This is a genomic window from Bradyrhizobium iriomotense (assembly GCF_030160715.1).
GTDB classification, from domain to species: domain Bacteria; phylum Pseudomonadota; class Alphaproteobacteria; order Rhizobiales; family Xanthobacteraceae; genus Bradyrhizobium; species Bradyrhizobium iriomotense.
On record NZ_BSOW01000004.1, the window covers coordinates 122626 to 147014 of the forward strand.

At 65.6% G+C, this 24389-nt stretch carries 23 protein-coding genes and 1 tRNA gene; 14 read left to right on the forward strand and 10 right to left on the reverse strand.

Features of this window, described 5'->3' with window-relative positions:
- The first annotated feature begins 14 nt into the window (after positions 1-14).
- Positions 15-1379, forward strand: a complete 1365-nt coding sequence (locus QQL28_RS07110; RefSeq protein ID WP_284262751.1) for an MFS transporter — start codon at positions 15-17, stop codon at positions 1377-1379.
- A gap of 6 nt (positions 1380-1385) precedes the next feature.
- Here QQL28_RS07110 and QQL28_RS07115 read toward each other — a convergent pair whose 3' ends face one another.
- The 4 genes from QQL28_RS07115 to QQL28_RS07130 form a co-directional block, all read right to left on the reverse strand.
- Positions 1386-2645 (reverse strand): arsenic transporter, encoded by a 1260-nt coding sequence (locus tag QQL28_RS07115; protein ID WP_284262753.1) that lies wholly within the window; start codon positions 2643-2645, stop codon positions 1386-1388.
- 20 nt (positions 2646-2665) lie between these two features.
- Positions 2666-3940 carry an MFS transporter gene (locus QQL28_RS07120; protein WP_284262755.1) on the reverse strand — a complete coding sequence of 425 codons (1275 nt, stop codon included), beginning with the start codon at positions 3938-3940 and terminating at the stop codon, positions 2666-2668.
- A gap of 88 nt (positions 3941-4028) precedes the next feature.
- A complete protein-coding gene (locus QQL28_RS07125) occupies positions 4029-4469 on the reverse strand; it encodes an EamA family transporter (RefSeq protein WP_284262757.1) in 441 nt (146 codons plus the stop codon).
- Positions 4470-4566: 97 nt separating this feature from the next.
- Positions 4567-7014 (reverse strand): PAS domain S-box protein, encoded by a 2448-nt coding sequence (locus QQL28_RS07130; RefSeq protein WP_284262759.1) that lies wholly within the window; start codon positions 7012-7014, stop codon positions 4567-4569.
- A 266-nt stretch (positions 7015-7280) separates the two neighbouring features.
- Between QQL28_RS07130 and QQL28_RS07135 the strand changes: the two genes are divergently transcribed.
- The 4 genes from QQL28_RS07135 to QQL28_RS07150 all read left to right on the forward strand — a co-directional run bounded on the left by QQL28_RS07135 (position 7281) and on the right by QQL28_RS07150 (position 11928).
- Positions 7281-8351: a zinc-binding metallopeptidase family protein gene (locus QQL28_RS07135; RefSeq protein ID WP_284262762.1), complete on the forward strand. Its 1071-nt coding sequence runs from the start codon at positions 7281-7283 to the stop codon at positions 8349-8351.
- A 191-nt stretch (positions 8352-8542) separates the two neighbouring features.
- Complete coding sequence (locus QQL28_RS07140) at positions 8543-10558, forward strand: acetyl-CoA carboxylase biotin carboxylase subunit (RefSeq protein WP_284262764.1); 2016 nt, start codon at positions 8543-8545, stop codon at positions 10556-10558.
- Positions 10559-10765: 207 nt separating this feature from the next.
- Positions 10766-11632: an isocitrate lyase/PEP mutase family protein gene (locus QQL28_RS07145; protein WP_284262766.1), complete on the forward strand. Its 867-nt coding sequence runs from the start codon at positions 10766-10768 to the stop codon at positions 11630-11632.
- The gene (locus QQL28_RS07150) at positions 11629-11928 is read left to right on the forward strand and encodes an acylphosphatase (protein WP_254095820.1); all 300 of its coding nucleotides are present in this window, start codon (positions 11629-11631) and stop codon (positions 11926-11928) included. The genes QQL28_RS07145 and QQL28_RS07150 overlap by 4 nt, the downstream gene beginning before the upstream one ends.
- A 2-nt stretch (positions 11929-11930) precedes the next feature.
- Here QQL28_RS07150 and QQL28_RS07155 read toward each other — a convergent pair whose 3' ends face one another.
- Positions 11931-13448 carry a PAS domain-containing sensor histidine kinase gene (locus tag QQL28_RS07155; protein ID WP_284262771.1) on the reverse strand — a complete coding sequence of 506 codons (1518 nt, stop codon included), beginning with the start codon at positions 13446-13448 and terminating at the stop codon, positions 11931-11933.
- Between the two features lie 149 nt (positions 13449-13597).
- On the opposite strand from QQL28_RS07155, the gene QQL28_RS07160 reads away from it, so the two are divergent.
- The 3 genes from QQL28_RS07160 to QQL28_RS07170 are packed head-to-tail and all read left to right on the forward strand — an operon-like array spanning position 13598 to position 16265.
- The gene (locus QQL28_RS07160; protein ID WP_284262773.1) at positions 13598-14155 is read left to right on the forward strand and encodes a GbsR/MarR family transcriptional regulator; all 558 of its coding nucleotides are present in this window, start codon (positions 13598-13600) and stop codon (positions 14153-14155) included.
- A 17-nt stretch (positions 14156-14172) separates the two neighbouring features.
- Entirely contained in the window at positions 14173-14832 is a 660-nt protein-coding gene (locus QQL28_RS07165) for a DUF4166 domain-containing protein (protein ID WP_284262774.1), read from the forward strand.
- Positions 14829-16265, forward strand: a complete 1437-nt coding sequence (locus QQL28_RS07170; protein WP_284262776.1) for a TIGR01777 family oxidoreductase — start codon at positions 14829-14831, stop codon at positions 16263-16265. The genes QQL28_RS07165 and QQL28_RS07170 overlap by 4 nt, the downstream gene beginning before the upstream one ends.
- A 3-nt stretch (positions 16266-16268) precedes the next feature.
- Here QQL28_RS07170 and QQL28_RS07175 read toward each other — a convergent pair whose 3' ends face one another.
- A complete protein-coding gene (locus QQL28_RS07175) occupies positions 16269-17120 on the reverse strand; it encodes a LysR family transcriptional regulator (RefSeq protein ID WP_284262777.1) in 852 nt (283 codons plus the stop codon).
- 117 nt (positions 17121-17237) lie between these two features.
- On the opposite strand from QQL28_RS07175, the gene QQL28_RS07180 reads away from it, so the two are divergent.
- Complete coding sequence (locus QQL28_RS07180) at positions 17238-17666, forward strand: tautomerase family protein (protein WP_284262779.1); 429 nt, start codon at positions 17238-17240, stop codon at positions 17664-17666.
- On the opposite strand, the gene lipB is transcribed toward QQL28_RS07180, so the two are convergent.
- Entirely contained in the window at positions 17663-18400 is a 738-nt protein-coding gene (lipB, locus tag QQL28_RS07185) for a lipoyl(octanoyl) transferase LipB (RefSeq protein WP_284262781.1), read from the reverse strand. The genes QQL28_RS07180 and lipB overlap by 4 nt on opposite strands.
- 68 nt (positions 18401-18468) lie before the next feature.
- Between lipB and QQL28_RS07190 the strand changes: the two genes are divergently transcribed.
- Both QQL28_RS07190 and QQL28_RS07195 read left to right on the forward strand, forming a co-directional pair.
- Positions 18469-18711 (forward strand): FliM/FliN family flagellar motor switch protein, encoded by a 243-nt coding sequence (locus QQL28_RS07190; RefSeq protein ID WP_018647371.1) that lies wholly within the window; start codon positions 18469-18471, stop codon positions 18709-18711.
- 136 nt (positions 18712-18847) lie between these two features.
- Positions 18848-18932, forward strand: a tRNA-Leu gene (locus QQL28_RS07195).
- Positions 18933-18975: 43 nt separating this feature from the next.
- Here the strand turns inward: QQL28_RS07195 and QQL28_RS07200 are convergent.
- The gene (locus tag QQL28_RS07200; protein ID WP_284262804.1) at positions 18976-19233 is read right to left on the reverse strand and encodes a hypothetical protein; all 258 of its coding nucleotides are present in this window, start codon (positions 19231-19233) and stop codon (positions 18976-18978) included.
- A 464-nt stretch (positions 19234-19697) separates the two neighbouring features.
- Here QQL28_RS07200 and QQL28_RS07205 point away from each other — a divergent pair, with 464 nt between their 5' ends.
- The gene (locus QQL28_RS07205; protein WP_284262806.1) at positions 19698-20072 is read left to right on the forward strand and encodes a hypothetical protein; all 375 of its coding nucleotides are present in this window, start codon (positions 19698-19700) and stop codon (positions 20070-20072) included.
- A 14-nt stretch (positions 20073-20086) separates the two neighbouring features.
- On the opposite strand, the gene QQL28_RS07210 is transcribed toward QQL28_RS07205, so the two are convergent.
- Both QQL28_RS07210 and QQL28_RS07215 read right to left on the reverse strand, forming a co-directional pair.
- Positions 20087-21358 (reverse strand): polysaccharide deacetylase family protein, encoded by a 1272-nt coding sequence (locus QQL28_RS07210; RefSeq protein ID WP_284262808.1) that lies wholly within the window; start codon positions 21356-21358, stop codon positions 20087-20089.
- A gap of 164 nt (positions 21359-21522) precedes the next feature.
- Positions 21523-22323: a polysaccharide deacetylase family protein gene (locus QQL28_RS07215; protein WP_284262810.1), complete on the reverse strand. Its 801-nt coding sequence runs from the start codon at positions 22321-22323 to the stop codon at positions 21523-21525.
- Positions 22324-22405: 82 nt separating this feature from the next.
- Here QQL28_RS07215 and mgtE point away from each other — a divergent pair, with 82 nt between their 5' ends.
- Together mgtE and QQL28_RS07225 are read left to right on the forward strand one after the other, a co-directional pair.
- A complete protein-coding gene (gene mgtE, locus QQL28_RS07220; RefSeq protein WP_284262812.1) occupies positions 22406-23827 on the forward strand; it encodes a magnesium transporter in 1422 nt (473 codons plus the stop codon).
- Between the two features lie 250 nt (positions 23828-24077).
- A complete protein-coding gene (locus QQL28_RS07225; protein ID WP_284262814.1) occupies positions 24078-24374 on the forward strand; it encodes a helix-turn-helix domain-containing protein in 297 nt (98 codons plus the stop codon).
- The last annotated feature ends 15 nt before the right edge of the window (positions 24375-24389 follow it).

Here is a 24389-nt window from a genome sequence, read left to right on the forward strand (position 1 = left end):
GGGAAGGAACTCACATGCAAACGATGGCACTGCCACAACAGACCGCGATCGACACCGCGGTCCGCCACCTCATCACCAATTACAGTCCAAAGGGCAACAAGGTCGGCTGGCTGATGATGGCCTCGATCCTCGTCGAAGCCTGGGACCTCTATTCGATCGCCTTCGTGCTGATCTTCATACGCGAGCAGTACAACCCAGATCCGCTGATGCTCGGCCTTGCCGCGGCAGGAACGCAGGGCGGCGCCTTGATCGGCGCGCTGATCGGCGGCTGGCTGTCGGACAAGATCGGTCGCCGGGTGATGTTCCTTGTCACCATGGTCATGTTCATTATCCTGGCGCTGGCGCAGGCCTTCGTGCCGGGCGTCGGCTGGCTCGTCGTGATCCGCTTCCTGCTCGGCATCCCGCTCGGTTCCGATATCTCGACCGGCTACACCTACATCATGGAATCCATGGCCAAGGGCGAGCGCGAGGTCATGGGCAATCGCTGGCAGTTCATGTTCGCGGTCGGCGAGGTGCTGACGCTCGCGGTCATCATTGCCTTCCTGCTGGTCGACATGCACCACGAGACGCTGTGGCGCGTGACGCTTGGCCTCGGCGCGCTGCCGGCGCTGATCATCCTGTTGATGCGCCATGACGTGCCGGAGACGGCCGTGTGGCTGGTGCAGAAGGGACGCTTCCGTGAGGCCAAGCAGGTGGCCCGGGAAATGTTCAACGACAATCTCGACATGCTGCCGGACCATGACGTGGTGATGCCGAAGGCGCGCACGAGCGCGTTCCTCGCCGATCTGCGCAAGGACCCGATCCGCTGGCGCGCCACGCTCTATGGCTGGATTGCCTGCTTCGTTCAGGCGAGCGAGTTCTCGACCTTCGCGTTCTATCTTCCGGTGTTGTTTGCGATGGTCGGCGTGTCCTCGATCCTCGGCAACAATCTGGTGACGATGGCGCTGTTCTCCTTCGCAGCCCTGTCCGGCTGGGTCGGGCCGCTGCTCACGCCGAAGATCGGCCATCGCGGCATCGCGATCGCGGGCTTCTCCATCGTGCTCGTGTCGCTGCTGGTCGCCGCGTTCGCGCTCTACACCGACAACAAGGTGCTGTTGCCGTTCGCCGCCGCCGGCATGCTCTGGGGCCACTATTGGGATGCGTCGAACTGCATGACGATTCCGACCATGGTCGCAAAGCCGCTCTATCGCGGCACCGCGAGCGGCTTCGCCTACATGTTCGTGAAGCTGCCGTCGTTCCTGGCGATCTTCCTGTTCCCATCGCTGTTCGCGGCCATCGGGCAGGCCAATGCGACGCTGTTCGTCGCGATCTTCCCGGTGATCGGCTTGCTCGCTGCGATCTTCATCCTGCCGGAGGTCTACGGCTACGAGAACGATTGAGGCGGCTCACCTGATCGCGGCTGCAAGTGCTGCGATCAGGGCCGGCGGCGTCACGAGCAGTCCCAGCTTAAGGAACGGCCAGGCGCCGACATCGATCTTCTCGCGGCGCAGCGCCACCAGCCACAGGATGGTGGCGAGCGAGCCGGTGATCGAGAAGTTCGGTCCGAGATCGACGCCGATCAGGATGGCGCTCACGACCGATGTGGGCAGGTGATCGGCGGCCACGATCGACCCGGCGACGAGCCCGACCGGCAGATTGTTGGCGATGTTGTCGGCGATCGCAGTCGCAATCCCGACGCTCCAGGCGGCCCTGGGTACGGACTGCGCGACGGCCTCGTGCAGCAGCGCGCTGAGATGGCCGATCACGCCGGTCTTCACCAGCGCCTCGACCATCACGAAAAGCCCGCCGACCAGCGGCAGCACGCTCCATGACACGTGCTTCAGCACCGGCACGGGTGACTGCCGGCTCAGCAGCAGGACGAGGCCGGTCGTCACGACGCCGCAGATGAAGGTCGGCAGGCCAAGCTGCTTGTCGAGCGCGGAGGCCGTGATCAACACGACGCCGATCGCGGCAATGCCGATCGCGGTCAGCTTGCCGCCGCGGCTGAGCACCTTGTGTGGCACGCGGCGCTCGATGGTCTCCTCCTTCAGCGCGCGATGCTGGGTGAGGCGCAGCACGACATAGGTCAGCACGATCGAGGCGAGCGAGGGCAGGGCGAACTGCCGCAGCCATTCGGTCAGATGCGGCATGCGCGAGCCGAACACCACGAGATTGGCGGGGTTCGAGATCGGCAGCACGAAGCTCGCGGCGTTCGCAATGAAGGCGCAGACGAACAGATAGGGCAGCGGCTGGGCGCCGGCCGCACGCGTCGCCGCGTAGACCGCCGGCGTCAGTACGATCGCGGTCGCATCGTTCGACAGGAGTACCGTGACCAGCGTGCCGACGAGATAGATCAGGAGGAACAGCCGCTGCGGCGAGCCGTGGGCATGCTCGACGGCAAGGGCGGCGAGATAGTCGAATAGGCCTTCGAGCCGGGCGAGCTCGGCGATCAGCATCATGCCGATCAGGAACAGATAGACGTCGATGCCTTTCTCGACGCCGGTCAGCGCATCATTCCAGCTCAGGAAGCCGAACAACACCAGCGCCGCGGCGCCGGCCACCGCCCAGATCGCCTCGGGCAGGCGAAAGGGGCGGATGATGACGCCTGCAGTCGCAAGCACGATGATGCTCCAGGCCCAAAAGGCGTCGTGCGGCGAGATCGGCAATTTCGGTCCTCGTTCGATGATTATTGCGCAGCGATAGCCGAAGCCGGCCGCGCTGTCTCCCCCCGCGGATGCGACTGTGGACCCCACGTCTCGGGGAGGGCGACGTAGCAGATTGCCGCGCCGATCGCGGCTATGCCGCCGAGGGTGAGAAATGCGGCGCTATAGCCGGCGCCGACCACGACCAGGCCCGCGAGCGTCGTCGACAGGGCCGCGCCGATACTTTGCGCCGTGATGATCGCGCCTTGCGCGACGTTGAAGCGGCCGGTGTTGCGCATGAGGTCGGCGACGATCACAGGGAAAATCGCGCCGAAAATGCCCGCGCCGACGCCGTCGAGAAGCTGCACGCCGACCAGCCAGAACGGGTTGTCGGAGAGGGTATAAAGCGCACCGCGGATGGGCAGGATCAACAGCGCTGCGAGGAAGAAGCGCTTGTGGCCCCAGCGGTCGGCCCGGGCGCCGACCAGCATCGCGAACGGCACCATCACGATTTGCGCGGCGACGATGCAGGCCGACATCAGGCTGGTGCCGAGTTGCTTGTCCTGAAGCGCAAGCTTTTGGCCGACCAGCGGCAGCATGGCCGCATTGGAGAGATGGAACAGCGCGACGCAGATTGCGAAGACGAGCAGGGGACGGCAGGTGAGGAGAACGCCCAAGCCCGACGGCTGCTCGCGCGCGTCACCTGCTTCGCCGTCAAGCAAGCCGCGGGCAAGATCATGATCGATGGCGCTTTCCGGGATGCAGACAATGCTGACGAGGCTCGCGAGCGCCATGGCGGCGAGAAGGTAGAAGACGACGCTCGGTCCGAACCAGTAAGCCGTAGCGCCGGCGATGGCTGCGGCGACGGCATTTCCGGCGTGGTTGAAGGTCTCGTTGCGTCCGATCCGCGCCGTGAAGGCACGGTGGCCGAAGATACCCAGCGAGACGGCGGCGATCGCAGGCGGAAATACCACGGCCGCAGCTTGTGCGATGCCTTGCGAGATCGCGACCGGCCAAAAGCTCGGCCAGACCGGGAGCAGGACTGAGGATGTCGTCACCAGGATCGCCGCGGCGACCATCACCAGCCGTTTGGCTCGGGTCGCGTCGACCAGCGCACCCGCCGGCGTCTGTGCGACGATGCCGGCGATCGTCGCGATCGACATGACGATCCCGATGCGCGCCTCGTCCCATTGCTGCTCGGTGAGGAGATAGACCGCGAGATAAGGCCCGAGCCCGTCGCGGACGTCGGCGAGAAAGAAATTCGATGCATCCAGCGCGCGGCCGGCCTGCACCTGTTCGCTCAGACTGCGCTTCGACATCGCGATCTCGATCGAGGCGCAGAACTCGCCCTGCGAGAAACCGATGTCGGACCAGATTGGTTCCGCTCACATCAGCGCGAGCACTCCGTTACAGCTTCACCGCCAGCAGCACCGCGCCGGCGCCGATCATGGCGATGCCGATCCAGCCCTGTGCGGTCGGACGCTCGCCGAGAAAGGCGAAGGCGAACAGCGCCACCAAGACGACGCTCAGCTTGTCGATCGGCGCCACCAGCGTCGCGGGCCCGAGCTTGAGCGCGCGGAAATAGCACAGCCAGGAGGCGCCGGTGGCAAGGCCCGAGAGGATCAGGAAGAGCCAGGTCTTTGACGAGATTGCCGACGGCACCGCGAATTGGCCGGTGAGGAACAACAGCACGGAGAAAGCCAGCAGCACCACGATGGTGCGGATGAAGGTTGCAAGATCCGGGTTGATGTTTTCGACGCCGACCTTGGCGAAGATCGCAGTCAGCGCGGCAAAGCAGGCCGAGAGCAGCGCCCAGGTCTGCCAGGCGGAGAAGAGGGCGGATTTCATGGGGTGAGCGTCTGATGCGTTGTCATTGAATCGTAGTTGTGCGGGCGGCTGCAATCAAACACTTCGCCGGGACGACAGCGTGTGGTGTGGCTTATACTCACCGCCCCACCGACACCTTCTCCGCCATCGCCTTGCGCAGGATGCGCGAGAGCGACTCGACTGAATACGGCTTCTGGATCAGCTCGAAGCCGCGATGGGCGCTTTCGGCGAGCACGTTGCTGTAGCCGGAGGTGAGCACCACCGGCAGGCCCGGATAGCGCTCGCGGATCACGCCGGCGAGCTCGACGCCGTTCATGCCGGGCATGATGACGTCGGAGAACACGAGGTCGACGGCGAATTCGTTCTCGCCGAGGATCGCCAGCGCCGCGTTGGCGTTGGCGACACGGCGCACGACATAGCCGAGGTCTTCGAGCAGCTCGGTGGAGAAGCGGCCGACGTCGTCATTGTCCTCCACCACCAGCACGCGATAGCCGCGACCCGTGGCCGCGGGCTCGCTCAGCAGCGATGCTGCTTGCGCGGCGAGGGTGGGGCCCGGCGCCTGCGGCAGATAGATCGTGAAGGTCGCGCCGCGTCCGACGCTGCTCTCGACCGCGATGTCGCCCTCGGACTGCTTTGCGAAGCCGAAGGCCTGGCTGAGGCCGAGCCCGGTGCCCTTGCCGACCTCCTTGGTGGTGAAGAACGGCTCGAAGATCGCCTCGAGATTTTCCGGTGCGATACCAGAGCCGGTGTCGTGGACCGAGATCGCGACGAAATCGCCACCGCGCGCCGATTGCGTGCGCAAGGCGGGGATGCCCTTGAGCTTGTGGACCGCGATAGTCAGGCGTCCTTCGTCCTTCATCGCATCGCGTGCGTTGATCGCAAGGTTGATCAGCGCGGTCTCGAACTGCGCGATGTCGGCGATGGTGAAGCAGTCGGGATCGTGCACCTCGACCGCGATCTCGATGCGGCCGCCGACCAGCGGCCGTACCAGCTGCGCCACGCTTTCGACCTGCGCGCCGACGTTGAAGACCTGCGGCTTCAAGGGTTGCCGCCGCGCAAAGGCGAGCAGCTGTGCCGTCAGGTTCGAGGCGCGCTCGACCGTTTCGGAGATCGCATCGACGTAGCGCCGCCGCCGTTCCTCCGGCAGCTCGCGCCGGCGCAAGAAGTCGGTGGCCGAGCGGATGATGGTGAGGAGGTTGTTGAAATCATGCGCGACGCCGCCGGTCAGCTGGCCGATCGCCTCCATCTTCTGCGACTGGCGCAGTGCCTCCTCGCCGCGCCGGCGCTCGGTGATGTCGACCGCTTCGGGCACGGCGCCGGAGATCTTGCCGTGCTGGTCGAGCAGGGGGCGGATGCCGAAATCGAACCAACGCTCGCCGATGGGGAGGCGGAGCAGCACCTCTATCCGCACCGCTTCGCCCGTCAGGACCATATCGAAGGCGTTGCGGACCATCGTCGACGCGCCTTTGGTCGCGGTGAACCACGGCGTATCCCAGAACGGCTTTCCGATCACGTCGCGCGATAGGGCGTGGATGCCGGCGAGCGCCGTCCTGTTGGCGTAGAGCACGTCGCCTTCGAGGTTGAGCAAGCCCTGGTACTGGTTGCTGGTTTCCAGGATCGCACGCAACCGGGCCTCGTTGGCTTCGAGCTGTGCAGTGCGCTCGCTGATCCGCTCTTCCAGCGTTTCGTTCAGCTGCCTGAGCTCGATCTCGGCCTGCTTGGCGGCGGTGATGTCGTGGGCGACGCCGATGAAGCCGATATGCTTGCCATTGGGGTCCCAGCGCGGCTGCGACTCCGAGCGCAGCCAGCGCCACTGGCCGTCGGCGCGCCTGTAACGGGCTTCCAGCACGAACGGTTTTAGCGAGGCTTCGCCCTGCACGGATTGCTGGAGCACCTGGGGCAGGTCGTCCGGGTGCAGCACCTTGCGCCAGTCGAAATCGATCGCCTCATCGAAAGGCAGGCCGAGGAAATCGACATAGGCCTGGTTGGCGAAGGAGCGCTTGCGGTCGAGCTTGGTGACCCAGATCGGCACTGGCGCGCTGTCGGCGATCAGGCGGAAGCGTTCCTCGCTTTCCCGTAACGTCGCCTGCGCCAGCATCTGGTCGGTAACGTCGAGGTCGGCGCCGACCAGCCGCACCGCACGGCCGCCCGCATCGCGCTCGATCTTGCCGACGACGCGGATCCAGCGCACCTCGCCGTCGCTGGGGCGATTGATGCGGTAGGTGTCGGAGTAGTCTTCGCTCTCGCTCTTGAGAATGCCGAAGAGGTGCTCGACCGTTCGCTCGCGATCCTCCGGATGGATGCGGCCGACCCAGTCTTCGTAGGTCTCGCTGGCCGCCTCCGGCGGCAGGCCGTGGATCAGGAGATATTCGGGGGTGCGGCGGTTCCTGACGCCGCCGCGGAAATCGATCTCCAGGCCGCCGACGCCGGCGATTCGCTGGATGCGCGCAAGCTCGGCCTCCCGCTCCTGCAAGGCGCGATAGGCGTTGTCGCGCTCGCGGGCGATCTCCTCCAGATGCTGGCGCAGCCTTTCGGCGGCGATGGTTTCAGGCAAAGGATCGTTCAAGGCGTAGGCCGTGGTCAGGCGTGTGCGTACGCCATACTCACATAGTCGCAGCGCAATGGCTATTGTTCCGGAGGGAGAGAACACACAAAGACGTGCGCGGCCGGCCGCTTTGGTCGACCGTGCAAGACACACCCGCCCGCCGTTGAGACACCACAGGCCAGCGAGCAACGTGCTGGTCTGGTAATTTGTTCCGGGAAGAGGAACGATCGCGGTGCGGAGGCGTCGTCGCGAGCGCTCCGTTCGCATCGAATGAAAGAGGTTGGACCTTGAAGTTATTTGTCTGCCAGGCCTGCAGCAACGTCCTCTATTTCGAGAATCGCGCCTGCGAACGCTGCGGCCACCGGGTCGCCTTCCTCCCCGAGAAGGAGATGCTCTCTTCGATCGAGCCTGACGGGACGGCGTGGGCGACGCTCGCCGACAACGGCAAGGGCCGCATGCTGTGCGCGAATGCCGAGTTCGACGCCTGCAACTGGCTGACCGAGCCCGGCAGCAGCGATCTCTACTGTCGCGCCTGCCGGCACAACGGCACGGTGCCCGACCTGTCCGATCCGGCGCAGCTTGCCGGCTGGCGCGAGCTCGAGGTGGCCAAGCACCGGCTGTTCTATTCGGTTCTGCGCTGGAAGCTGCCGTTGACGACGCGGGCAGAGGATCCCGCGCACGGGCTGATCTTCAACTTCCTTGCCGATGATCCCTTCAGCGGCCAGCGCATCATGACCGGCCATGACAACGGCCTGATCACGATCGCGCTGACGGAAGCCAATGACATCGAACGCGAGCGGCGCAGGCTCGAGATGGGCGAGCCATACCGGACGCTGCTCGGCCATTTCCGCCACGAGGTCGGGCACTATTTTTGGGACGTGCTGGTGCGGGGCGGCGGCAAGCTCGACGAATTCCGCGCGATGTTCGGCGACGAGCAGATCGACTATGGGCAGGCGCTCCAGCGCCATTATGCGGAGGGTCCGCCGGCCGACTGGCAGCAGAACTATGTCTCCGCCTACGCGACCACGCATCCCTGGGAGGATTTCGCCGAGACCTGGGCGCACTACCTCCACATCGTCGACACCCTGGAGATGGCCGCCGAATTCGGCATGGAGGTACGTCCCAGGATCGATCGGGACGGCGAGCTGACGGCGCGGATCCGCTTCAACCCCTACATGGCGGCGGACGTCGAGAAGCTCGTCAACGCATGGCTGCCTTTCACCTTTGCCATCAATAGCGTCAACCGTGCCATGGGTGCCCGCGACCTCTACCCCTTCATCCTGTCACCCGCGGTGATCGGGAAGCTGGGCTTCGTCCACGAGCTGGTGCGGAGCGCGGCCAAAGCCGGCAGTCGATAGGGGATCGATAAGGCCGGCTTTGGCACGGCGATAAGGCCGGCCGGGATCGCTGGTACGCCAGGGCGGGGGTGTGGATTTAGGCCGTTGCCTCCGGCTCATTTTGCTGTACCACGGACACATCACGGCCTGTCCCATCAGCCCGAACGGGTGAGGGAGGGGTCCCGCCCAAGGTCGAACAACCAAGAAAAAGCATGTTCAAGCGCATTCTGATCGCCAATCGCGGCGAAATCGCCTGCCGGGTCATCAAGACTGCCCGCCGGATGGGAATTGAGACGGTCGCGGTCTATTCCGAAGCCGACCGCGATGCCCTGCATGTCGAGATGGCCGACGAGGCGGTCCTGATCGGGCCACCGGCCGCGGCCGAGAGCTATCTCGTGATCGAGAAGATCGTCGAGGCGTGCCGCAAGACGGGGGCTGAGGCCGTGCATCCCGGCTACGGCTTCCTGTCCGAACGCGAGGCGTTTCCGCGCGCGCTGGAGGCGGCCGGCATCGTGTTCATCGGTCCGAACCCCGGCGCGATCGCGGCGATGGGCGACAAGATCGAATCCAAGAAAGCGGCCGCCAAGGCAAAAGTCTCGACCGTGCCCGGCTATCTCGGCGTCATCGAGGACGACAAGCACGCGGTGCGCATTGCCGACGAGATCGGCTATCCCGTGATGATCAAGGCCTCCGCCGGCGGCGGCGGCAAGGGTATGCGCATCGCGCATTCGAAGAGCGAGGTTGCCGAAGGCTTCAATCTGGCGAAAGCTGAAGCCAAGGCCTCGTTCGGCGATGACCGCGTCTTCGTCGAGAAATTCATCGTCGATCCCCGCCACATCGAGATCCAGGTGCTGGGCGACAAGCACGGCAACGTGATCTATCTCGGCGAGCGCGAATGCTCGATCCAGCGCCGCAACCAGAAGGTCATCGAGGAGGCGCCGTCGCCGCTGCTCGACGAGACCACCCGTCGCAAGATGGGCGAGCAGGCGGTCGCGCTGGCGAAGGCCGTGAAGTACGATTCCGCCGGCACCGTCGAATTCGTCGCCGGACAGGACAAGAGCTTCTACTTCCTGGAGATGAACACCCGCCTCCAGGTCGAGCATCCCGTCACCGAGCTCGTCACCGGCATCGATCTCGTCGAGCAGATGATCCGCGTTGCCGCCGGCGAGAAGCTCACCATTGCGCAGAAGGACGTCGCGCTCACGGGGTGGGCGGTGGAGTCGCGTCTCTACGCCGAAGACCCCTTCCGCAACTTCCTGCCTTCGATCGGGCGCCTCGTGAAGTACCGCCCGCCGGCGGAGCTCTGCAAGGACGGCATCACCGTGCGCAACGACACCGGCGTGCAGGAGGGTGGCGAGATCTCGATCCACTACGATCCGATGATCGCCAAGCTCGTCACCCATGCGCCCTCGCGCGCCGCCGCCATCGAGGCGCAGGCCACCGCGCTCGATGCGTTCTATGTCGACGGTATCAGGCACAACATTCCGTTCCTCTCCGCGCTGATGAACCATCCGCGCTGGCGCGAAGGCAGGCTGTCGACCGGCTTCATCGCCGAGGAGTTTCCGAAGGGGTTTTCGGCACGCGTGCCTGAAGGCGAGGTCGCGCGGCGGATCGCTGCCGTCGGCGCCGCCATCGACCACGTGCTCGGCGAGCGCAAGCGGCAGATTTCCGGCCAGCTCGGCGGCCGCATCGTGCAGCGCGAGCGCCGCCGCGCGGTGTGGCTCGACCACGAGGAGATCGCGCTCGAGATCGCGCGCGACGGCGAGGCGATCGCGGTGCGTTTCCTCGACGCCGAGGGCAAGGCGGGAAGCGCCCATCTCCTGGAATCGCCGTGGACGCCGGGCGAGCCGGTCTGGCAGGGCACGATCGACGGCCATTTCATCGCCGTGCAGGTGCGTCCCGTTCCGAACGGCGTTCGGCTCGCCCATCAGGGCGTCGAGGTGCCGGTCTATGTCTGGACCGAGACGGAAGCGTCTTCCGCGCGGCTGATGCCGGTGACCACGGCCTCCGACACCGGCAAGAAGCTGCTCTGTCCGATGCCCGGGCTCGTCGTCTCGATCGCCGTCACCGAAGGGCAGGAGATCAAGGCCGGCGAGACGCTTGCGGTCGTCGAAGCCATGAAGATGCAGAACGTGCTGCGCGCCGAGCGCGACGGCACGGTGAAGAAGATCCACGCCAGCGCCGGCGCCACGCTGGCGGTGGATGCGTTGATTTTGGAGTTTGCGTAAAAGGGCTTGGTGCAGGCGGCAGACCCTCACCCTGAGGAGCGCGCTCTCAGCGCGCGTCTCGAAGGGCGAGGCCGAGAGCCGGGCCTCCATCCTTCGAGACGCGCGTTCCGCGCTCCTCAGGATGAGGGGCTGGCGTTCTGGATTGCTTCGCTCGGCTCGCAATGACGGAGTATGTTGCGGCTTCCGCGCCTCAACCGAGAGAGCACCATGGCCTTTCGTCAACGTCGCGAAAAACTACGTTCCATCCTCTCGGGCTCGGCATGCGTCCGTCCCGGCTCGGTCTATGACGCGATCTCGATCCGCATTGCCGAGGATCTCGGCTTTGCGCTCGGCATGTTCGGCGGCTCGGTGGCCTCGCTCGCCGTGCTCGGCGATCCCGATATCGCGCTGATCACGCTCACCGAGCTCGCCGAGCAGATGCGGCGGATGTCGCGGGCCTCCGCGCTGCCGGTGCTGGTGGACGCCGATCACGGCTATGGCAACGCGCTCAACGTCCGCCGCACGGTGCAGGAGCTGGAGGCCGCGGGCTGCGCCGGCCTTACCATCGAGGACACGCTGCTGCCGCAGGCCTTTGGCGAAGCGAAGACGCAGCTCATCTCGCTGGAGGAGGGAGTCGGCAAGATGAAGGCGGCGCTCGATGGCCGCAGCGATCCCTCGCTGGTCATCATGGGCCGCACGGGCGCCGCCGCGATCACCTCGCTCGAGGACACCATCAAGCGCGCGCAGGCCTATGGGGAAACCGGCGTCGATGCCTTGTTCTTCACCGGCATCAAGTCGCGCGCCGAGCTCGAGGCGATCGCAGCGGCGACGCGCCTGCCGATCGTGCTGGGCGGCGCGCCGGACGAGCTGAACGCGCTCGACTATCTCGCCGGCCAACGCGTGCGCATCGCGCTGCAAGGCCATGCGCCGATCGCTGCGGCAACTCAGGCGGTCTACGACACGCTGAAGGCGCTGCGCGAAGGAACGCCGCCGAAAGGTCTCAGAGGTCTCGCATCGTCGGAGTTGACGGCGCGCGTCACGCGCGAGGCCGACGTGAAAGCGCGCAGTGCCGATTTCCTTAGGGCGAAGAGATGAGCCGGGCCATCCTCCAGGTCATGATCCGCGGGCGTGTGCAGGGCGTCGGCTATCGCGCCTGGGTCGAATACCAGGCGAGCGCGAGCGGGCTGGAAGGCTGGGTGCGCAATCGGCGCGACGGCAGCGTGGAGGCGCTGTTTGCGGGAGCGCCGACCCGCGTCGCCGAAATGGTGGCGTTGTGCCGGCATGGCCCGCCGTCCTCGCGCGTCGATAACGTCACCAGCGAAACCGCAGGAGAGGACGATTTGAACCTGCGGCGGGCAGGCGAGGCGTTCTCGGTGCTGCCGACGGTGTAGATTCACCGCGGCAGCTTGGCGATGGCGTCGCTGAGCTCGTGGATCTCGTAGGGCTTGCGCAGAATCGGGAAATTGCCGCGCACATCGGCGGCGGCGTCGCTGTAGCCGGTCGCGAGCAGGATCGGCAGCTCGGGGCGGATCTGGCGCAAGCGATGGGCGAGGGTGAGGCCGTCCATCTTGCCGGGCATCACGATGTCGGAGAACACGAAATCGACGCCGTCTTGCTCGATCTCGCGTAGCGCCTCCTCGGCATCCGCCACGCGGCGAACGCGATAGCCGAGTTGCTCCAGCAGCGTGGTGCTGACCAGCGCGACGTCGGGATTGTCCTCGACCAGCAGCACGGTTCCGCTGCCGCGCGAGGGCGCGACGGTCGCTTCGCGCTGAGGTTCGCTCGTCTCGCGCGGCAAGAGAATTGTGAATGTGGTGCCCTTGCCGAGCTCGCTGTCCACCTTCACCGTGCCGCCGGCCTGATGGGCAAAGCCGTGCACCTGGGACAGGCCGAGCCCGGTGCCCTTGCCGACCGGCTTGGTCGTGAAGAACGGCTCGAAGATCTTGTCGAGCACGTCGGAGGGGATCCCGAGGCCGGTATCGGCAACGGTGATGGCCACGAACTCGCCGGCGTGAAGCGGTTCGGACAGCACCACGTTGCGTGCGCCGATCGTTACCGTGCCGCCATCGGGCATCGCATCGCGCGCATTGATCACGAGGTTGAGCAGCGCGGTCTCGAGCTCGGACACGTCGGCCCTGATCGGCCAGACCTCGCGGTCGATGTCGAAGGCGAGCCGCACGGGGCTGCCGACGCCGGCATGGAGGACCTCGCGGATCGCCTTGATGCGTTCACCGAAATGGATCGCCTGCGGATTGACGCTCTGGCGGCGGGCAAAGGTCAGGAGCTGGGCCGTCAACGCGGCGCCGCGCTTCGTCGCCGTATCGATTGCGGAGATCGCGCGCTCCAGCTTGGAGTCCTGTTCAGGGCTCCTCTTGAGAACGTGAAGGCTGCCGCTGATGATCATCAAGAGGTTGTTGAAGTCGTGCGCGACGCCGCCGGTGAGCTGGCCGAGCGCGTCGAACTTCTGGGACTCCGCGAGCTGCTTCTGCATCGCCTCGAGCTTGAGCTGGGCGTTGCGGCGTTCGGTGATGTCGCGGGTGATCTTTGCAAAGCCGATGAGATCGCCGTCCTCGTAGATCGGATCGATCACGACGCTTGCCCAGAAGAAGGTGCCGTCCTTGCGGACGCGCCAGCCTTCCTCCTCGTAGCGGCCCTGTTCCCGCGCGATTCTGAGCGCGCGCGCGGGTTTGCCATTGGCGCGATCGATCTCGGTATAGAAGCGCGAAAAATGCTGGCCGATGATCTCTGCGGGCGAATAGCCCTTGATGCGCTCGCCGCCGATGTTCCAGCTGGTGATGATGCCGGTGGGGTCGAGCATATAGAGGGCGTAGTCCGCAACCCCCTCAACCAACAGCCGGAAACTTCGTTCGCTTTCGAACAAGTCTCTCTGCTGTCTATACTTTTGCGCCATTCTGGACCCCGCCTCGACCGTGACAAACGCCTCGCTCCGGTCTTTGTTCCGCGCGCCTGAACTCTTTTTAGGCAAATGTCGGTAACAGTATGCAAGGCCAGGGCAAGGGACCGCTTGACAGGAGATCGATACCGTCAGATATTTCTGTTATGACAGAAATAACAGGTAAGAAGAAATTGCCCGCGGCCGTCGAGCGCTTCATCCTGCACTGGGGCGACATGGGCGATGAATGGGGCGTCAACCGCTCGGTCAGCCAGATCCATGGGCTGCTCTATCTCGCGGAAGCGCCGATGACGGCGGAGGACATCGCCGAGACGCTCGGCATGGCGCGGTCCAACGTCTCCAACTCGATCAAGGAGCTGCTGGCCTGGAATCTGATCCGGCGCGTGCCGATCCTTGGCGACCGCCGCGATCATTTCGAGGCGGAGACCGACATCTGGGAGGTGGCGGCGCGGATCGCGGCGCGGCGCAAGGAGCGGGAGATCGATCCTGCTATCGCGGCCCTGCGGGCCTGCGTTTCCGATGCCACCGACGATCCGACCATCAGTCCGGTCGCAGCCAAGCGGCTGAAGGAGATGCTCTCCTTCACCGAGCTCGCGGACCACTGGTTCACGCAGATGCTCAGAGTGCCGCGGCCGCGGCTGATCGCGCTGATGAAGCTCGGCGAGAAGATCGCCAATCTGCTGCCGCTGGGTAAGGCCAAATAGCGTAGGGGAGGGCTGCGATGACGTCGGCACGATTACCAGGCTCTCACGCATCCTTTCTCGCCCACAGCAAATTCCTCGATGATCGCCGCTTCCGTGCGCTGTTGCCGGACGAGGATTGGGGGCGCCTGCCGCTTGCGACCTGGCGGCGGTTTTCCATGCGCGACGGCGACAGCGTCGTCTATGTCGGCGTCATCGACGAGGTCAGCTTCAGCGATCTCGGCTGGTGGCTCGCGCAGGCCGCGCGTCTGATCGGCGGGCCGTTGCCGACCGGTCGCGACATCGGCGTGCCGATGATCGTCACGGTCACCGAGGATGCCCGCAGCGGCGGCCAGACCTGGACGCGCATCTGCGCACGCAGGAACGGCTTTCCGCAGGTCATCCACTCTGCCAAGCGCTTTGAGGGGCCGACCGGGCTCGAGGAATATGTTGGTTTCGGCGTGTCGATGGCGCTGCGGATCGCGGTCGTGGGAGAGGTGCTGGAATTTCGCAGTGCCGGCTACGGCCTCCAGATCGGCCGGCTCTGGCTGCCACTGCCGAAATGGCTGACGCCCGGCGATCTCACGGTGACGCATCGCGATCTCGGCGAGGGCGCCTTCCGTTTCACCCTCGACGTCACTCACCCCCGTTACGGCGCGCTGATCCACCAGTCCGCCACCTTCAGGGAGGCCGTGTCATGACACCGCTGTTGTGGACCCTCATCGCCATCCAGATCGTGATGGGGGTGTTCGATACCTTCTATCACCACGAATTCACCGAGCGCCTGGCCTGGCGGCCATCGCAGCGTTTCGAGCTGAAGCTCCACGCCGTGCGCAACATGCTCTATGCACTGCTGTTCCTGCTGCTCGGCTGGCTCGAGGTGCATGGTTTGCTTGCCGTTCTCATCGTCGCGGTGCTGGTCGCCGAGATCGTCATCACGCTGATGGATTTCGTCGAGGAAGATCTGAGCCGGAAATTGCCGCCAAGCGAGCGCATCAATCACACGCTGCTGGCGATCAACTACGGCGCCATCCTGGTTTTGCTGCTGCCGGTCCTGATCGGTTGGGCCACGCAGCCGCTCGGCGTAACGATCGTTTATCATGGCCTGCTCAGCATTGCCGCGACCGCCTGCGCGGTCGGCGCGGCGCTGTGCGGCCTGCGCGACTATGCCGTGACGCGGCGGCTTGCCCGCATGACGAGCGCGCCTGCGCGCGATCTCACCGACAAGCTCGCGGGTTGCCAGACCGTGCTGATCACCGGCGCCACGGGGTTCATCGGCAGCCGGCTCGCGGCCAGTCTCGCGGAAGCCGGGCACCAGGTCATCGCGCTGATCCGCGATCCCGCCAAGGCTCGGATGTTGCCGCCGCCGGTGACGCTGATCACGAGCCTTGATCAGGTTTCGTCGGACATGTGCATTGACGCCATGGTCAACCTGGCGGGCGAGCCGATCGGCAACGGGCTGTGGACCGAAGAGAAGCGTACAAGGATTCTCAAGTCGCGGACCGACATGACCGGTGAGGTCGTGAAGCTGATCGCGCGGCTGGCGCGCAAGCCGGCCGTGCTGGTCAGTGGCTCCGCGATAGGCTGGTACGGGCTGTGGGCCGACCAGGTGCTGACGGAATCGGCGAAGTCGCACGCCTGCTTCAGCCATGAGCTGTGCGATGCCTGGGAGAAGGCGGCGCGACCGGCGGAGGAGCACGGCGTTCGCGTGGTTTACCTGCGCATCGGCCTCGTGCTCGGCACCGAGGGAGGCTTCATCACGCGCATGCTGACGCCGTTCGAGTTCGGCCTCGGCGGTCCGCTCGGCACGGGCCGGCAATGGATGTCATGGATCGAGCGCGACGATCTCATCCGCCTGATCGCCTATGTCATCGCGACGCCCGATCTCGCCGGCCCCATCAACGCGACCGCCCCGATCCCCGTCACCAATGCAAAATTCACCGACGAGCTTGCCCGCGGCCTGCATCGCCCCGCGGTGTTTCGCATTCCGGCAAGCCTGCTCCGCCGGATCGGTGGCGGTTTTGCCGACGAGCTCCTGCTCGGCGGCCAGCGCGTGCTGCCGAACAAGGCGCTGAGCCATGGCTTCGTGTTCAGGCACGAAACGCTGCGCAGCGCGTTCGAGGCGATTTTGTGAGGCTTACGCGGCGGCGCTGCGAAACGTCGCCGCCATCGTGCGCAGTGCGGCGAGCTTGGCGGGGTCGCTGACCTTCGAGTGCAGCATCACCTTTGACGCGCCAAGTTTTGGCAGCTTGTGCGCCGGGCCGATGTCGACCAGCCCAGCCGGTGCGATCCGCCGCGCCAGCGGCGCCACGGCAAGGCCTGCGAGCGCGGCGGCAACCACCGCCGTGACGCCGCCGCCGACGAAGCGCTCGCGCCAGGGGATGCCGGCCTTGTCGAGCGCGCGCACGGCGATCGCGCGCACTCCGCAGGGCGGGGCCAGTGTGGCGAGCGGCAGGGCTTCGCCTTGCGGCACGGTAAAGCGTCTTGCCGCGAACCACCCGAACTCGTCCTCGGCCAGCTTCTCGCCGCCGCGCCGGCTGCCTTCCTGGCGCACGATCACCGCATCGAGCCGGCCCTCGTCGTAGGCCTCCAGCATCTCGCGCGAGAAGCCGATGCTGACGGCGAGGGTGAGCTGCGAGGACATCGCGTGCAGCCGTTCCAGCAGGGGCACCAACTCGGGGCCGGCGGCGTGGTCGGAGATGCCAAGCGACAATGATTGCGCGGCCTGCGCCTCGCCTGACAATGCGCGGTCATGGGCGTCCATGAGCGCCCGTGCCCGCGGCAGGAACGTCGCGCCCTCGGCGGTCAGCTTCACCGCGCGCGGCGAGCGCTCGACGAGGCGCTTGCCAAGCAGCGTTTCGAGCCGTTGCAGCTTGAGGCTCACAGCCGCCTGCGTTGTCCCGAGCGCCTCGGCCGCGCGCGTAAAACTCTGGAGGTCGGCGACCAGCAGGAAGGCCTGCACCGTGGCGATGTCGAGCGTTGCTGTCATTACGAATAGTTATCATTGATATCAGTATAGATAAGATACCAAAATGATGTGGCCGGATCTAGTTTTCCATGGACGCCGCGCAGCAGCTGCGCCGAAGCTTTCCAAGGAGAAACCACCATGCCCCTGATCACCGTGTCCTATTCGACCTCCCGCCAGTCGCCGTCGCTCAAGGCCGACATCGCGAGCGCCGTGTCCGAGCTCACCGCAACGATCCTGCACAAGGATCCCAAGGTCACCGCCATCGTCGTGAAATCGGTCGACGCCAACGACTGGTTCGCCGGCGGCAAGTCGCTCGCCGAGCAGAAGCTCGCGAGCTACTGGATCGACATCCACGTCTCCGAGGGCACCAACACCAAGGACGAGAAGGCCGCCTACCTCGCCGCGATGTTCAAGCGCATGGCCGGGATCCTGGGCCCGCTGCATCACGAGACGTACCTGCATGTCGACGAGGTGAGGGGCGATGCCTACGGCTTCGGCGGCCTCACCCAGGAGCGCCGCTACATCGCCGGCAAGCTCGAGGTCGCGCCGGAGCGCGCGGCCGCCTAAACCGCGGTCTCCGGCAGCAGGGCTTTTGTCGGGCCGAACAGCTCCTCAAAAGCCCGCCGCAGCGCGACGTCGACGTCGGCCATCGTGACGAGGTGGCCGAGGTCGACCAGCGAGGTGACGCCATAGCGGGGATCGACCACGCCGCAGGGCACGATCGCCGCGAAATGCGACAGGTCCGGCTCGACATTGATGGCGATGCCGTGGAACGACACCCAGCGCTTCAGCCGCACGCCGATCGCGGCGATCTTGTCCTCATGGCCTGGGCCCTTGTCCGGTCGCTTCACCCAGACGCCGACCCGGTCCTCGCGCCGTTCGCCGCGGACGTTGAAGGCGTCGAGCGTGCGCAGAATCAATTCCTCCAGGCTCGCGACATAGGCCCGTACGTCCGGCCGGCGGCGCTTGAGGTCGAGCATCACATAGGCCACCCGCTGGCCGGGCCCGTGATAGGTCACTTGCCCGCCGCGCCCCGCGGCGAAAGCGGGAAAGCGGGGATCGAGCAGGTCGGACGCCTTGGCGGAGGTGCCGGAGGTATAAAGTGGGGGGTGCTCCAGCAGCCACACCAGTTCCGGCGCTTCGCCCGCGGCAATCGCCGCAACCCGTGCCTCCATGGCGGCCACGGCCTCGGGATAGGGCACCGGGGCGTCCGAAATCCGCCACTCCACGGGCTGGCCCGAGGTGGCGGAAAACGGCGTCAAATCGAGGTCTTGGCGCTGATTTTCGAGGCTATTAACCATTGGCTAACCATAACGTGGTGATCATCACAGGCGCAAATGCAAGAGTCTCCAGTTGCGGCGGTGCTGACGTGCCCACTCTCGATAAAGTCACCGTGGATCTCATGGTCGTCCTCGGGACGACCACCATGCCGATCCATCAGGTATTACGTCTTTCCCGTGGCGCCATCATCGAACTGGACGCGACCGAGGCCGACGAGGTGAAGGTTTTGGCCAATAATCTGCCCGTAGCCAGCGGCGTCGTGCTGGTCGACCGCAACCGGATTGCGGTCGAGGTCAAGCAGATGCTGCCGCGCTCGCCCGGGACCCGGTGACCGGCCGGACGAGGGACGAAATTTCCTCAGAAGCTTGTGGAATTTGCGGCCTCGGCAGGCTTGTACCCCCCTGATGGATTTGTTAGATCGGCGCCGGTTGATCCGGCCGGCGCGAGCCCAAAGCCGGCTTCTTAAAGCGCTCGTGGCGGAACTGGTAGACGCGCTGCCTTGAGGTGGCAGTTCTTAACCGAGTGGGGGTTCGAGTCCCTCCGAGCGCACCAACCTCCCTTAGTTTTCCAGGACGTGGGGCCCTTCAGGCTCCGCTCAGCCATATTCCTCGCCGATCCCGTATTCCCGGTAGATCTCAAGCGGGTCGGTCTCGGGGAACAGGCGGCATTTGGCCTGGGCGAGATGAAGGCTGACGGTGGCAGGCTCCTTGCCGTTGGCCAGCATCTTGCGGATGTCGTCCATATGCGCGCGCGGCTGGTGTTTAGGCGCGAGCTGCTCCAGCGCGACCAGCGCGGTTGCCAGCGCCTCGGTGAGCACCCATTCGTCGTGGCCCGTGATTCCCTTCTTCGGCATCGGCAGACCCCACATCGGCAGGAGCATGATCCGGAAAAGTGTGAAGCGGTTTTCCCTCGCGACAAACGCGAAGCGTTTTGCGCGGAGATCATGCCCAAACAATAACCAAAGCGCGATGACGCTTCATCTTGAACCCATCGCGCTTTGGCAAAGTCTGGTGGCAAACGCAGTGTAACGTGAGTTGTGCCGAATCTCCATTGAGCCGATAGGGCCGCCGCTGTCCGTGCGCGGCGTCGTGGCAGGCCGCCTGCGCTCTCTTGCATTATGGCCAAGCGTGGCTAAAAGGCGCACGCGCGCGCGTCCGGCCACCCCGTCGATTCCCGGTCCGCGCCGCGCGGGGCACACTTAATATTGGCTGCACAAAGTTGGCGTAGACCAGCACCCGTTCGGGGCAGGCCGTTCCGGCTTGCGTCGAACATTCTCCGCAAATTCGCAACGTCGCGCCGCCCTTCGCTGGAGCCAGCATGGTTTTTCTAAGCTTCGTCTACCGCTTCGTGACCAACTTCGCGTTCCTGGCGATGGTCTATTTCAGCCTGAACTTCATGGAGAAGTATCCGAACCGCGCGATCCTCGCGATTCTCGTGCTGGTCTACACCGGCATGCGCGCGGCCTCGACGCTGCGCGCGTTCTATTTTTACCAGAAGATCGAGAAGCTGGAGGGCGAGACGCGGCGGCTGCAGGCGCCGATCAATGACGGCAGCGGCGGAACCAATGCGCGCAAGCAGATCGTGACCGACGTGGCGCGGCTGCGCCGCGACGGTGAGCTCAAGTCCTATATGGACCTGTTCTTCCTGGCGCTGATCGTGCTGCTCTGCGTCGCCGCCATCGTGCGGCAGTAGGGAGCTTTTAAAGCTTACTGCTGCTGCCGCTTCTTCAGGCTGGCAAGCTTTGTCGGGCGCGCTGCGCTGGCGTTGGCGTTCCGCGCCGTGCGCTTGGCCGTGGCGCGCGAGGCCTGGGCATGCTGGCCGCCATGCGTGGCAACCGCCACGGCCCGGCCGCGGCCCTTTGCTTTCCTTGATGAGACCGCATCGGCCGTGTTGGCCGGCGCCAGCCTCGTTGCCGCGTGACGGGACGCCGTCAGCAGCACTTCGAGCGAGCCTTCCTTGATCTCGAAAAGGTCCCGGCTCGGAACGGGCAGGTTCTCAGCGCCGGCTTTGGCGATACCCCAGTGCGACGAGGCCGCCTGGCGCGGCAGCTCGGCATTCAGATCCGACAGCAGCGGGGCCCGCAATGTTTCGCTCCGTGTGAAGACGAAGCTCGGAATCCTCGGCCAGCGCACCACGGCCACGTTCTCGCTCGGCGGATGCAGCAGCCACTCGACCGGCTCGGTCGGCGTCGCCGGCCGATCGGCGGTGGCGGGCACCACATGCACGATGCGATAGCCGCGGGCCTTCAGCTCGCGGATGATCTTGGGCAGCGCTGCGACGGTGCGCGGCTGGATGTCGTGCAGGAGCAGAACGCCCTTGCCCTTGGCTTCCAGCCGCTGGATGGCGAGCTGATAGACGCGCTCGGGCGAGACGTGCCGCCAGTCGTCGGCCGGGAAATCGGCGCTCCAGACCTGGATGCCGCGCGAGGCGAGCAAATTCTCCACGCCCTCGGCGCGGAGCAGGCCGGGAATGCGGAAGAACGGCGCGAGCGCGGCCGGATCGGTCATCGCTGCCGTCACCGAGGCGATGCCGCCATCGATCTCGGCCTGCGCCTTCTCGATCGGCATCTTCTCGAAGGTGAGCGGATGACTATAGCTGTGCGTACCGACGGTGTGGCCGGCGGCGACCAGCTTGCGCACGCCTTCGGGGTTGGCCTGCGCCTGCTTGCCGATGGTGAAGAAGGTCGCCTTGATGCACTCATTGGCCAGGATCTGGAGCACCTGGTTCGAGTATTTCGGGAGCGGCCCGTCGTCGAAGGTCAGGACCACCTCGTGATCCCTCAGCGGCAGGGTTTCCCGGTACTGCATCGTGCCGATGCGCGGATGCTCGCGGGGGTCGACCACGATCGTGCGCGAGGTGCCGAGCGCGTCGGGATGGCCGGGACAGTCGGCCGCGAGCGCAGCGGCAGGGCCGGCGGTCAAAAATCCGAGGCAGACGATCCAGGACCGCGTCCGGCGGGAAACTTTGGGAACGATCATTGCTCTTCGTCTGCCCTCGTACGCGATCCGCGACCGAACATTGGTCGAAGCCCGGCCGAAACGGTTCAGGCGCGCTTGCCCGTCCATCTTTGCACGGCCTAGCATGAACGGAGGCTTAATTGCCCCACGATCACCCCAATTTGGGCCGCCGTGACATTCCGGCATCAATGCGTATTGGCGCTTTTTTCCGTCACTGCCGGAACAATGTGAACGACGTGGTAGCCATTGTGGTGCAGGTAGCGCAGGAAGGCGGGCATCATGGCCGCGGTTCGCGCCTGCGCGTCGTGCAACAGGATGATACCCTTTTTCGCGACCTCGAGCCGCTCCGTGACCTTCTTCAATTCCTCCTCCGGGGTGATATCTTCCCAGTCGCTGGCCCAAAGGTCCGCCCCGAACACGGCGATCCCGCGTGATTGCAGGAAATCGAGGGTTGCGGGCGTCGAGTCGAAATAGGGGAAACGGAAGAACGGGGTCGACGGCGTCGTGGTCGATGCGCCACGGAGCGCCATCTCGTCGGCGGCAATGCCGCGATCGATGTCCTTTTTCGCATGCTCGAACGAGATCTTCGACGACATCGGATGCGACCAGGTGTGATGCGCGACCGTATGGCCTTCAGCGGCGATCCGCTTGACCAGTCCCGGAGATTCCGCCGACGACCTGCCGACCAGGAAGAAGGTGGCGCGCACGCATTCATGGGCGAGCGCCGCCAGCACCTTTTGCGTGTGCGGGGGCCGGGGCCCGTCATCGAAGGTCAGCACGACCTCGTGATCGGCGAGCGGCAAGGTCTGCGGAAAGCTCTTCAACCCGACCCGCGGATAGATCTTCGGGTCGACGCTGAGCACGCGCGCGGTGCCGAGCGCATCCTGGCGCGGGCAGTCGGCAGCCTTCGCCGCCGTGATGCCGGCAAGCACCACTGTGGCGACGGCGATCGACAGCGGCCATGGGTGCAGACGCATCTTTCTCATTGCGCTCGATGTTGCCTTGTGACTATTGCCTGAGCCTCAGCTCAAACCAATTGGACCATCCTGTCAAACGGCGAGGCGCGCCATGGACGAACATATGGACGTTGCCGAACCCGCCGAGGCCTCGGTCCTTGATCACGTTCCCATGCGCAACGAAGATGGCGAAATTCGTCACGAATTCGTCGCGGAGATCGCGCGAGCCATCGAAGCCTCCGACAGCGCGCAGCTGCGGGCCATCGTCGCGGAACTGCACGAGGCGGACCTCGGCGACCTCATCGCGGCCCTCGCGCCCGATGACCGCGTCCGGCTGGTCGAGCTGACGGGGCGCGATTTCGACTTCTCGGCCCTGAACGAGGTCGACGAGGCCGTTCGCGAGGAGATCCTCGAGGAACTGCCGCCGGAGACGGTTGCCGAGGGCGTCCGCGAGCTCGAATCCGACGATGCCGTCGAGCTGCTCGAGACCCTCGATGAGGCGGATCAGGAGGAGATCCTCGAGAAGCTGCCGGCGTCCGAGCGCGTCGCGCTCGAGCGCAGCCTGCTTTATCCGGAAAACTCCGCCGGCCGGCGGATGCAGACCGAGTTCATCGCGGTGCCCCAGGATTTCACGGTGGGCCAGGCGATCGACTACATGCGCGAGACGCCCGATCTGCCGGACCGCTTCTACGAGATCTACGTCGTCGACAAGGACCGGCACTGGCAGGGAGCCGTTCCGCTCGACGTGCTCTTGCGCGCCCGCCGCCCCGTGCCGCTCACCGACCTCTGCGACGAGGACCGCCGCCGCGTCTCCGTCCTGGAGGACCAGGAGGAGGTGGCGCGCATGTTTGGCAAGTACAATCTCGTTGCCGCTCCCGTCGTAGACACCCAGGATCGCCTGGTCGGCGTCGTCACCGTCGACGACGTCGTCGACGTCATCGAGGAGGAGGCGGACGAGGACCTCAAGGCGCTCGGCGGCGTCACCAGCGACGAGGAACTGTCCGACAGCGTGCTGACCATTGCGCGCGCCCGCTTCAACTGGCTGCTGGTCAATCTCGCCACCGCCTTCCTCGCGTCTTCCGTGCTCGGCCTGTTCGAAGGGCAGCTCGAAAAGATGGTGGCGCTCGCCGTGCTCGCGCCGATCGTGGCGAGCCAGGGCGGCAACGCCGCGACCCAGACCATGACCGTCGCGGTGCGGGCACTTGCCACCCGCGAGCTCGGCTCCTCCAATGCCTGGCGCGTGGTCATGCGCGAGACCTTCGTCGGCCTCGTCAACGGCCTCGCCTTTGCGGTGATCACCGGCATTGCCGCGGTGGCCTGGTTCAAGATTCCGGGTCTCGGCATCGTCATCGGGCTTGCGATCGTCTGCAACCTCGTCGCCGGCGCGCTCGGCGGCATTCTGATCCCGATGGGGCTCGAGCGGGTGCGGGCCGATCCCGCGGTCGCCTCCGGCACCTTCGTCACGACGGTGACCGACGTCGTCGGCTTCTTCTCCTTCCTCGGCATTGCGACCTTGTGGTTCGGGCTGAAATAGGAACCTTGAGGTGCATACGGAGTGTGGGCAACCACAATGGCAACCCTCGTGTCCCGGGCGCGCTGCAACGCTCTGGGCGTTGCTGCGCAGAACCGGGACCCATGTCGACACGGACGCCGCGGTGAGATGGGCCCCGGCTCTGCAGCGCACCGCCGAAGCGGCGCTGCGCTGCGTCCGGGCACGAGCGGAGCGCCTCTCTATCATTAATCCGAACTTAAGCCGCTTCATCCATGATCACCCTGCTTGGGGAATGAACATGCGGTTGCGGCTGAAAGCGGACGGACGGATCGTCGAATTGCGGGACGGGCAGGAGCTGCCGCTGCAAGGCGCACCTGCCGTCGGTGAGGCCGGCCCGCTCGCCGTGCGCGACCTGCGTCGCCGCGCCTGTCTCACCCAGATGGAGTTCGCCGCAAAACTCGGCGTGCCCGTCGAGACCATCCGCAACTGGGAGCAGGGCAAGCGCGCGCCGCGCGGACCTGCACGGGCGCTGCTCGCGGTGATCGCGCATGCACCTGACATGGTGTTTCAGGCGCTCGCCAAGGTCTGACAACCCGACGACAAG

What these genes read in the sequence shown, in the direction of transcription:
- QQL28_RS07175 (WP_284262777.1), bottom strand. Translation starts at nt 17,120, where the DNA reads ATGACAGCAACGCTCGACATCGCCACGGTGCAGGCCTTCCTGCTGGTC.
- QQL28_RS07150 (WP_254095820.1), top strand. Translation starts at nt 11,629, where the DNA reads ATGAGCCGGGCCATCCTCCAGGTCATGATCCGCGGGCGTGTGCAGGGC.
- QQL28_RS07155 (WP_284262771.1), bottom strand. Translation starts at nt 13,448, where the DNA reads ATGGCGCAAAAGTATAGACAGCAGAGAGACTTGTTCGAAAGCGAACGA.
- QQL28_RS07140 (WP_284262764.1), top strand. Translation starts at nt 8,543, where the DNA reads ATGTTCAAGCGCATTCTGATCGCCAATCGCGGCGAAATCGCCTGCCGG.
- QQL28_RS07165 (WP_284262774.1), top strand. Translation starts at nt 14,173, where the DNA reads ATGACGTCGGCACGATTACCAGGCTCTCACGCATCCTTTCTCGCCCAC.
- QQL28_RS07110 (WP_284262751.1), top strand. Translation starts at nt 15, where the DNA reads ATGCAAACGATGGCACTGCCACAACAGACCGCGATCGACACCGCGGTC.
- QQL28_RS07215 (WP_284262810.1), bottom strand. Translation starts at nt 22,323, where the DNA reads ATGAGAAAGATGCGTCTGCACCCATGGCCGCTGTCGATCGCCGTCGCC.
- QQL28_RS07120 (WP_284262755.1), bottom strand. Translation starts at nt 3,940, where the DNA reads ATGTCGAAGCGCAGTCTGAGCGAACAGGTGCAGGCCGGCCGCGCGCTG.
- QQL28_RS07125 (WP_284262757.1), bottom strand. Translation starts at nt 4,469, where the DNA reads ATGAAATCCGCCCTCTTCTCCGCCTGGCAGACCTGGGCGCTGCTCTCG.
- QQL28_RS07160 (WP_284262773.1), top strand. Translation starts at nt 13,598, where the DNA reads ATGACAGAAATAACAGGTAAGAAGAAATTGCCCGCGGCCGTCGAGCGC.
- QQL28_RS07145 (WP_284262766.1), top strand. Translation starts at nt 10,766, where the DNA reads ATGGCCTTTCGTCAACGTCGCGAAAAACTACGTTCCATCCTCTCGGGC.
- QQL28_RS07210 (WP_284262808.1), bottom strand. Translation starts at nt 21,358, where the DNA reads ATGATCGTTCCCAAAGTTTCCCGCCGGACGCGGTCCTGGATCGTCTGC.
- mgtE (WP_284262812.1), top strand. Translation starts at nt 22,406, where the DNA reads ATGGACGAACATATGGACGTTGCCGAACCCGCCGAGGCCTCGGTCCTT.
- QQL28_RS07205 (WP_284262806.1), top strand. Translation starts at nt 19,698, where the DNA reads ATGGTTTTTCTAAGCTTCGTCTACCGCTTCGTGACCAACTTCGCGTTC.
- QQL28_RS07200 (WP_284262804.1), bottom strand. Translation starts at nt 19,233, where the DNA reads ATGCCGAAGAAGGGAATCACGGGCCACGACGAATGGGTGCTCACCGAG.
- QQL28_RS07170 (WP_284262776.1), top strand. Translation starts at nt 14,829, where the DNA reads ATGACACCGCTGTTGTGGACCCTCATCGCCATCCAGATCGTGATGGGG.
- lipB (WP_284262781.1), bottom strand. Translation starts at nt 18,400, where the DNA reads ATGGTTAATAGCCTCGAAAATCAGCGCCAAGACCTCGATTTGACGCCG.
- QQL28_RS07225 (WP_284262814.1), top strand. Translation starts at nt 24,078, where the DNA reads ATGAACATGCGGTTGCGGCTGAAAGCGGACGGACGGATCGTCGAATTG.
- QQL28_RS07180 (WP_284262779.1), top strand. Translation starts at nt 17,238, where the DNA reads ATGCCCCTGATCACCGTGTCCTATTCGACCTCCCGCCAGTCGCCGTCG.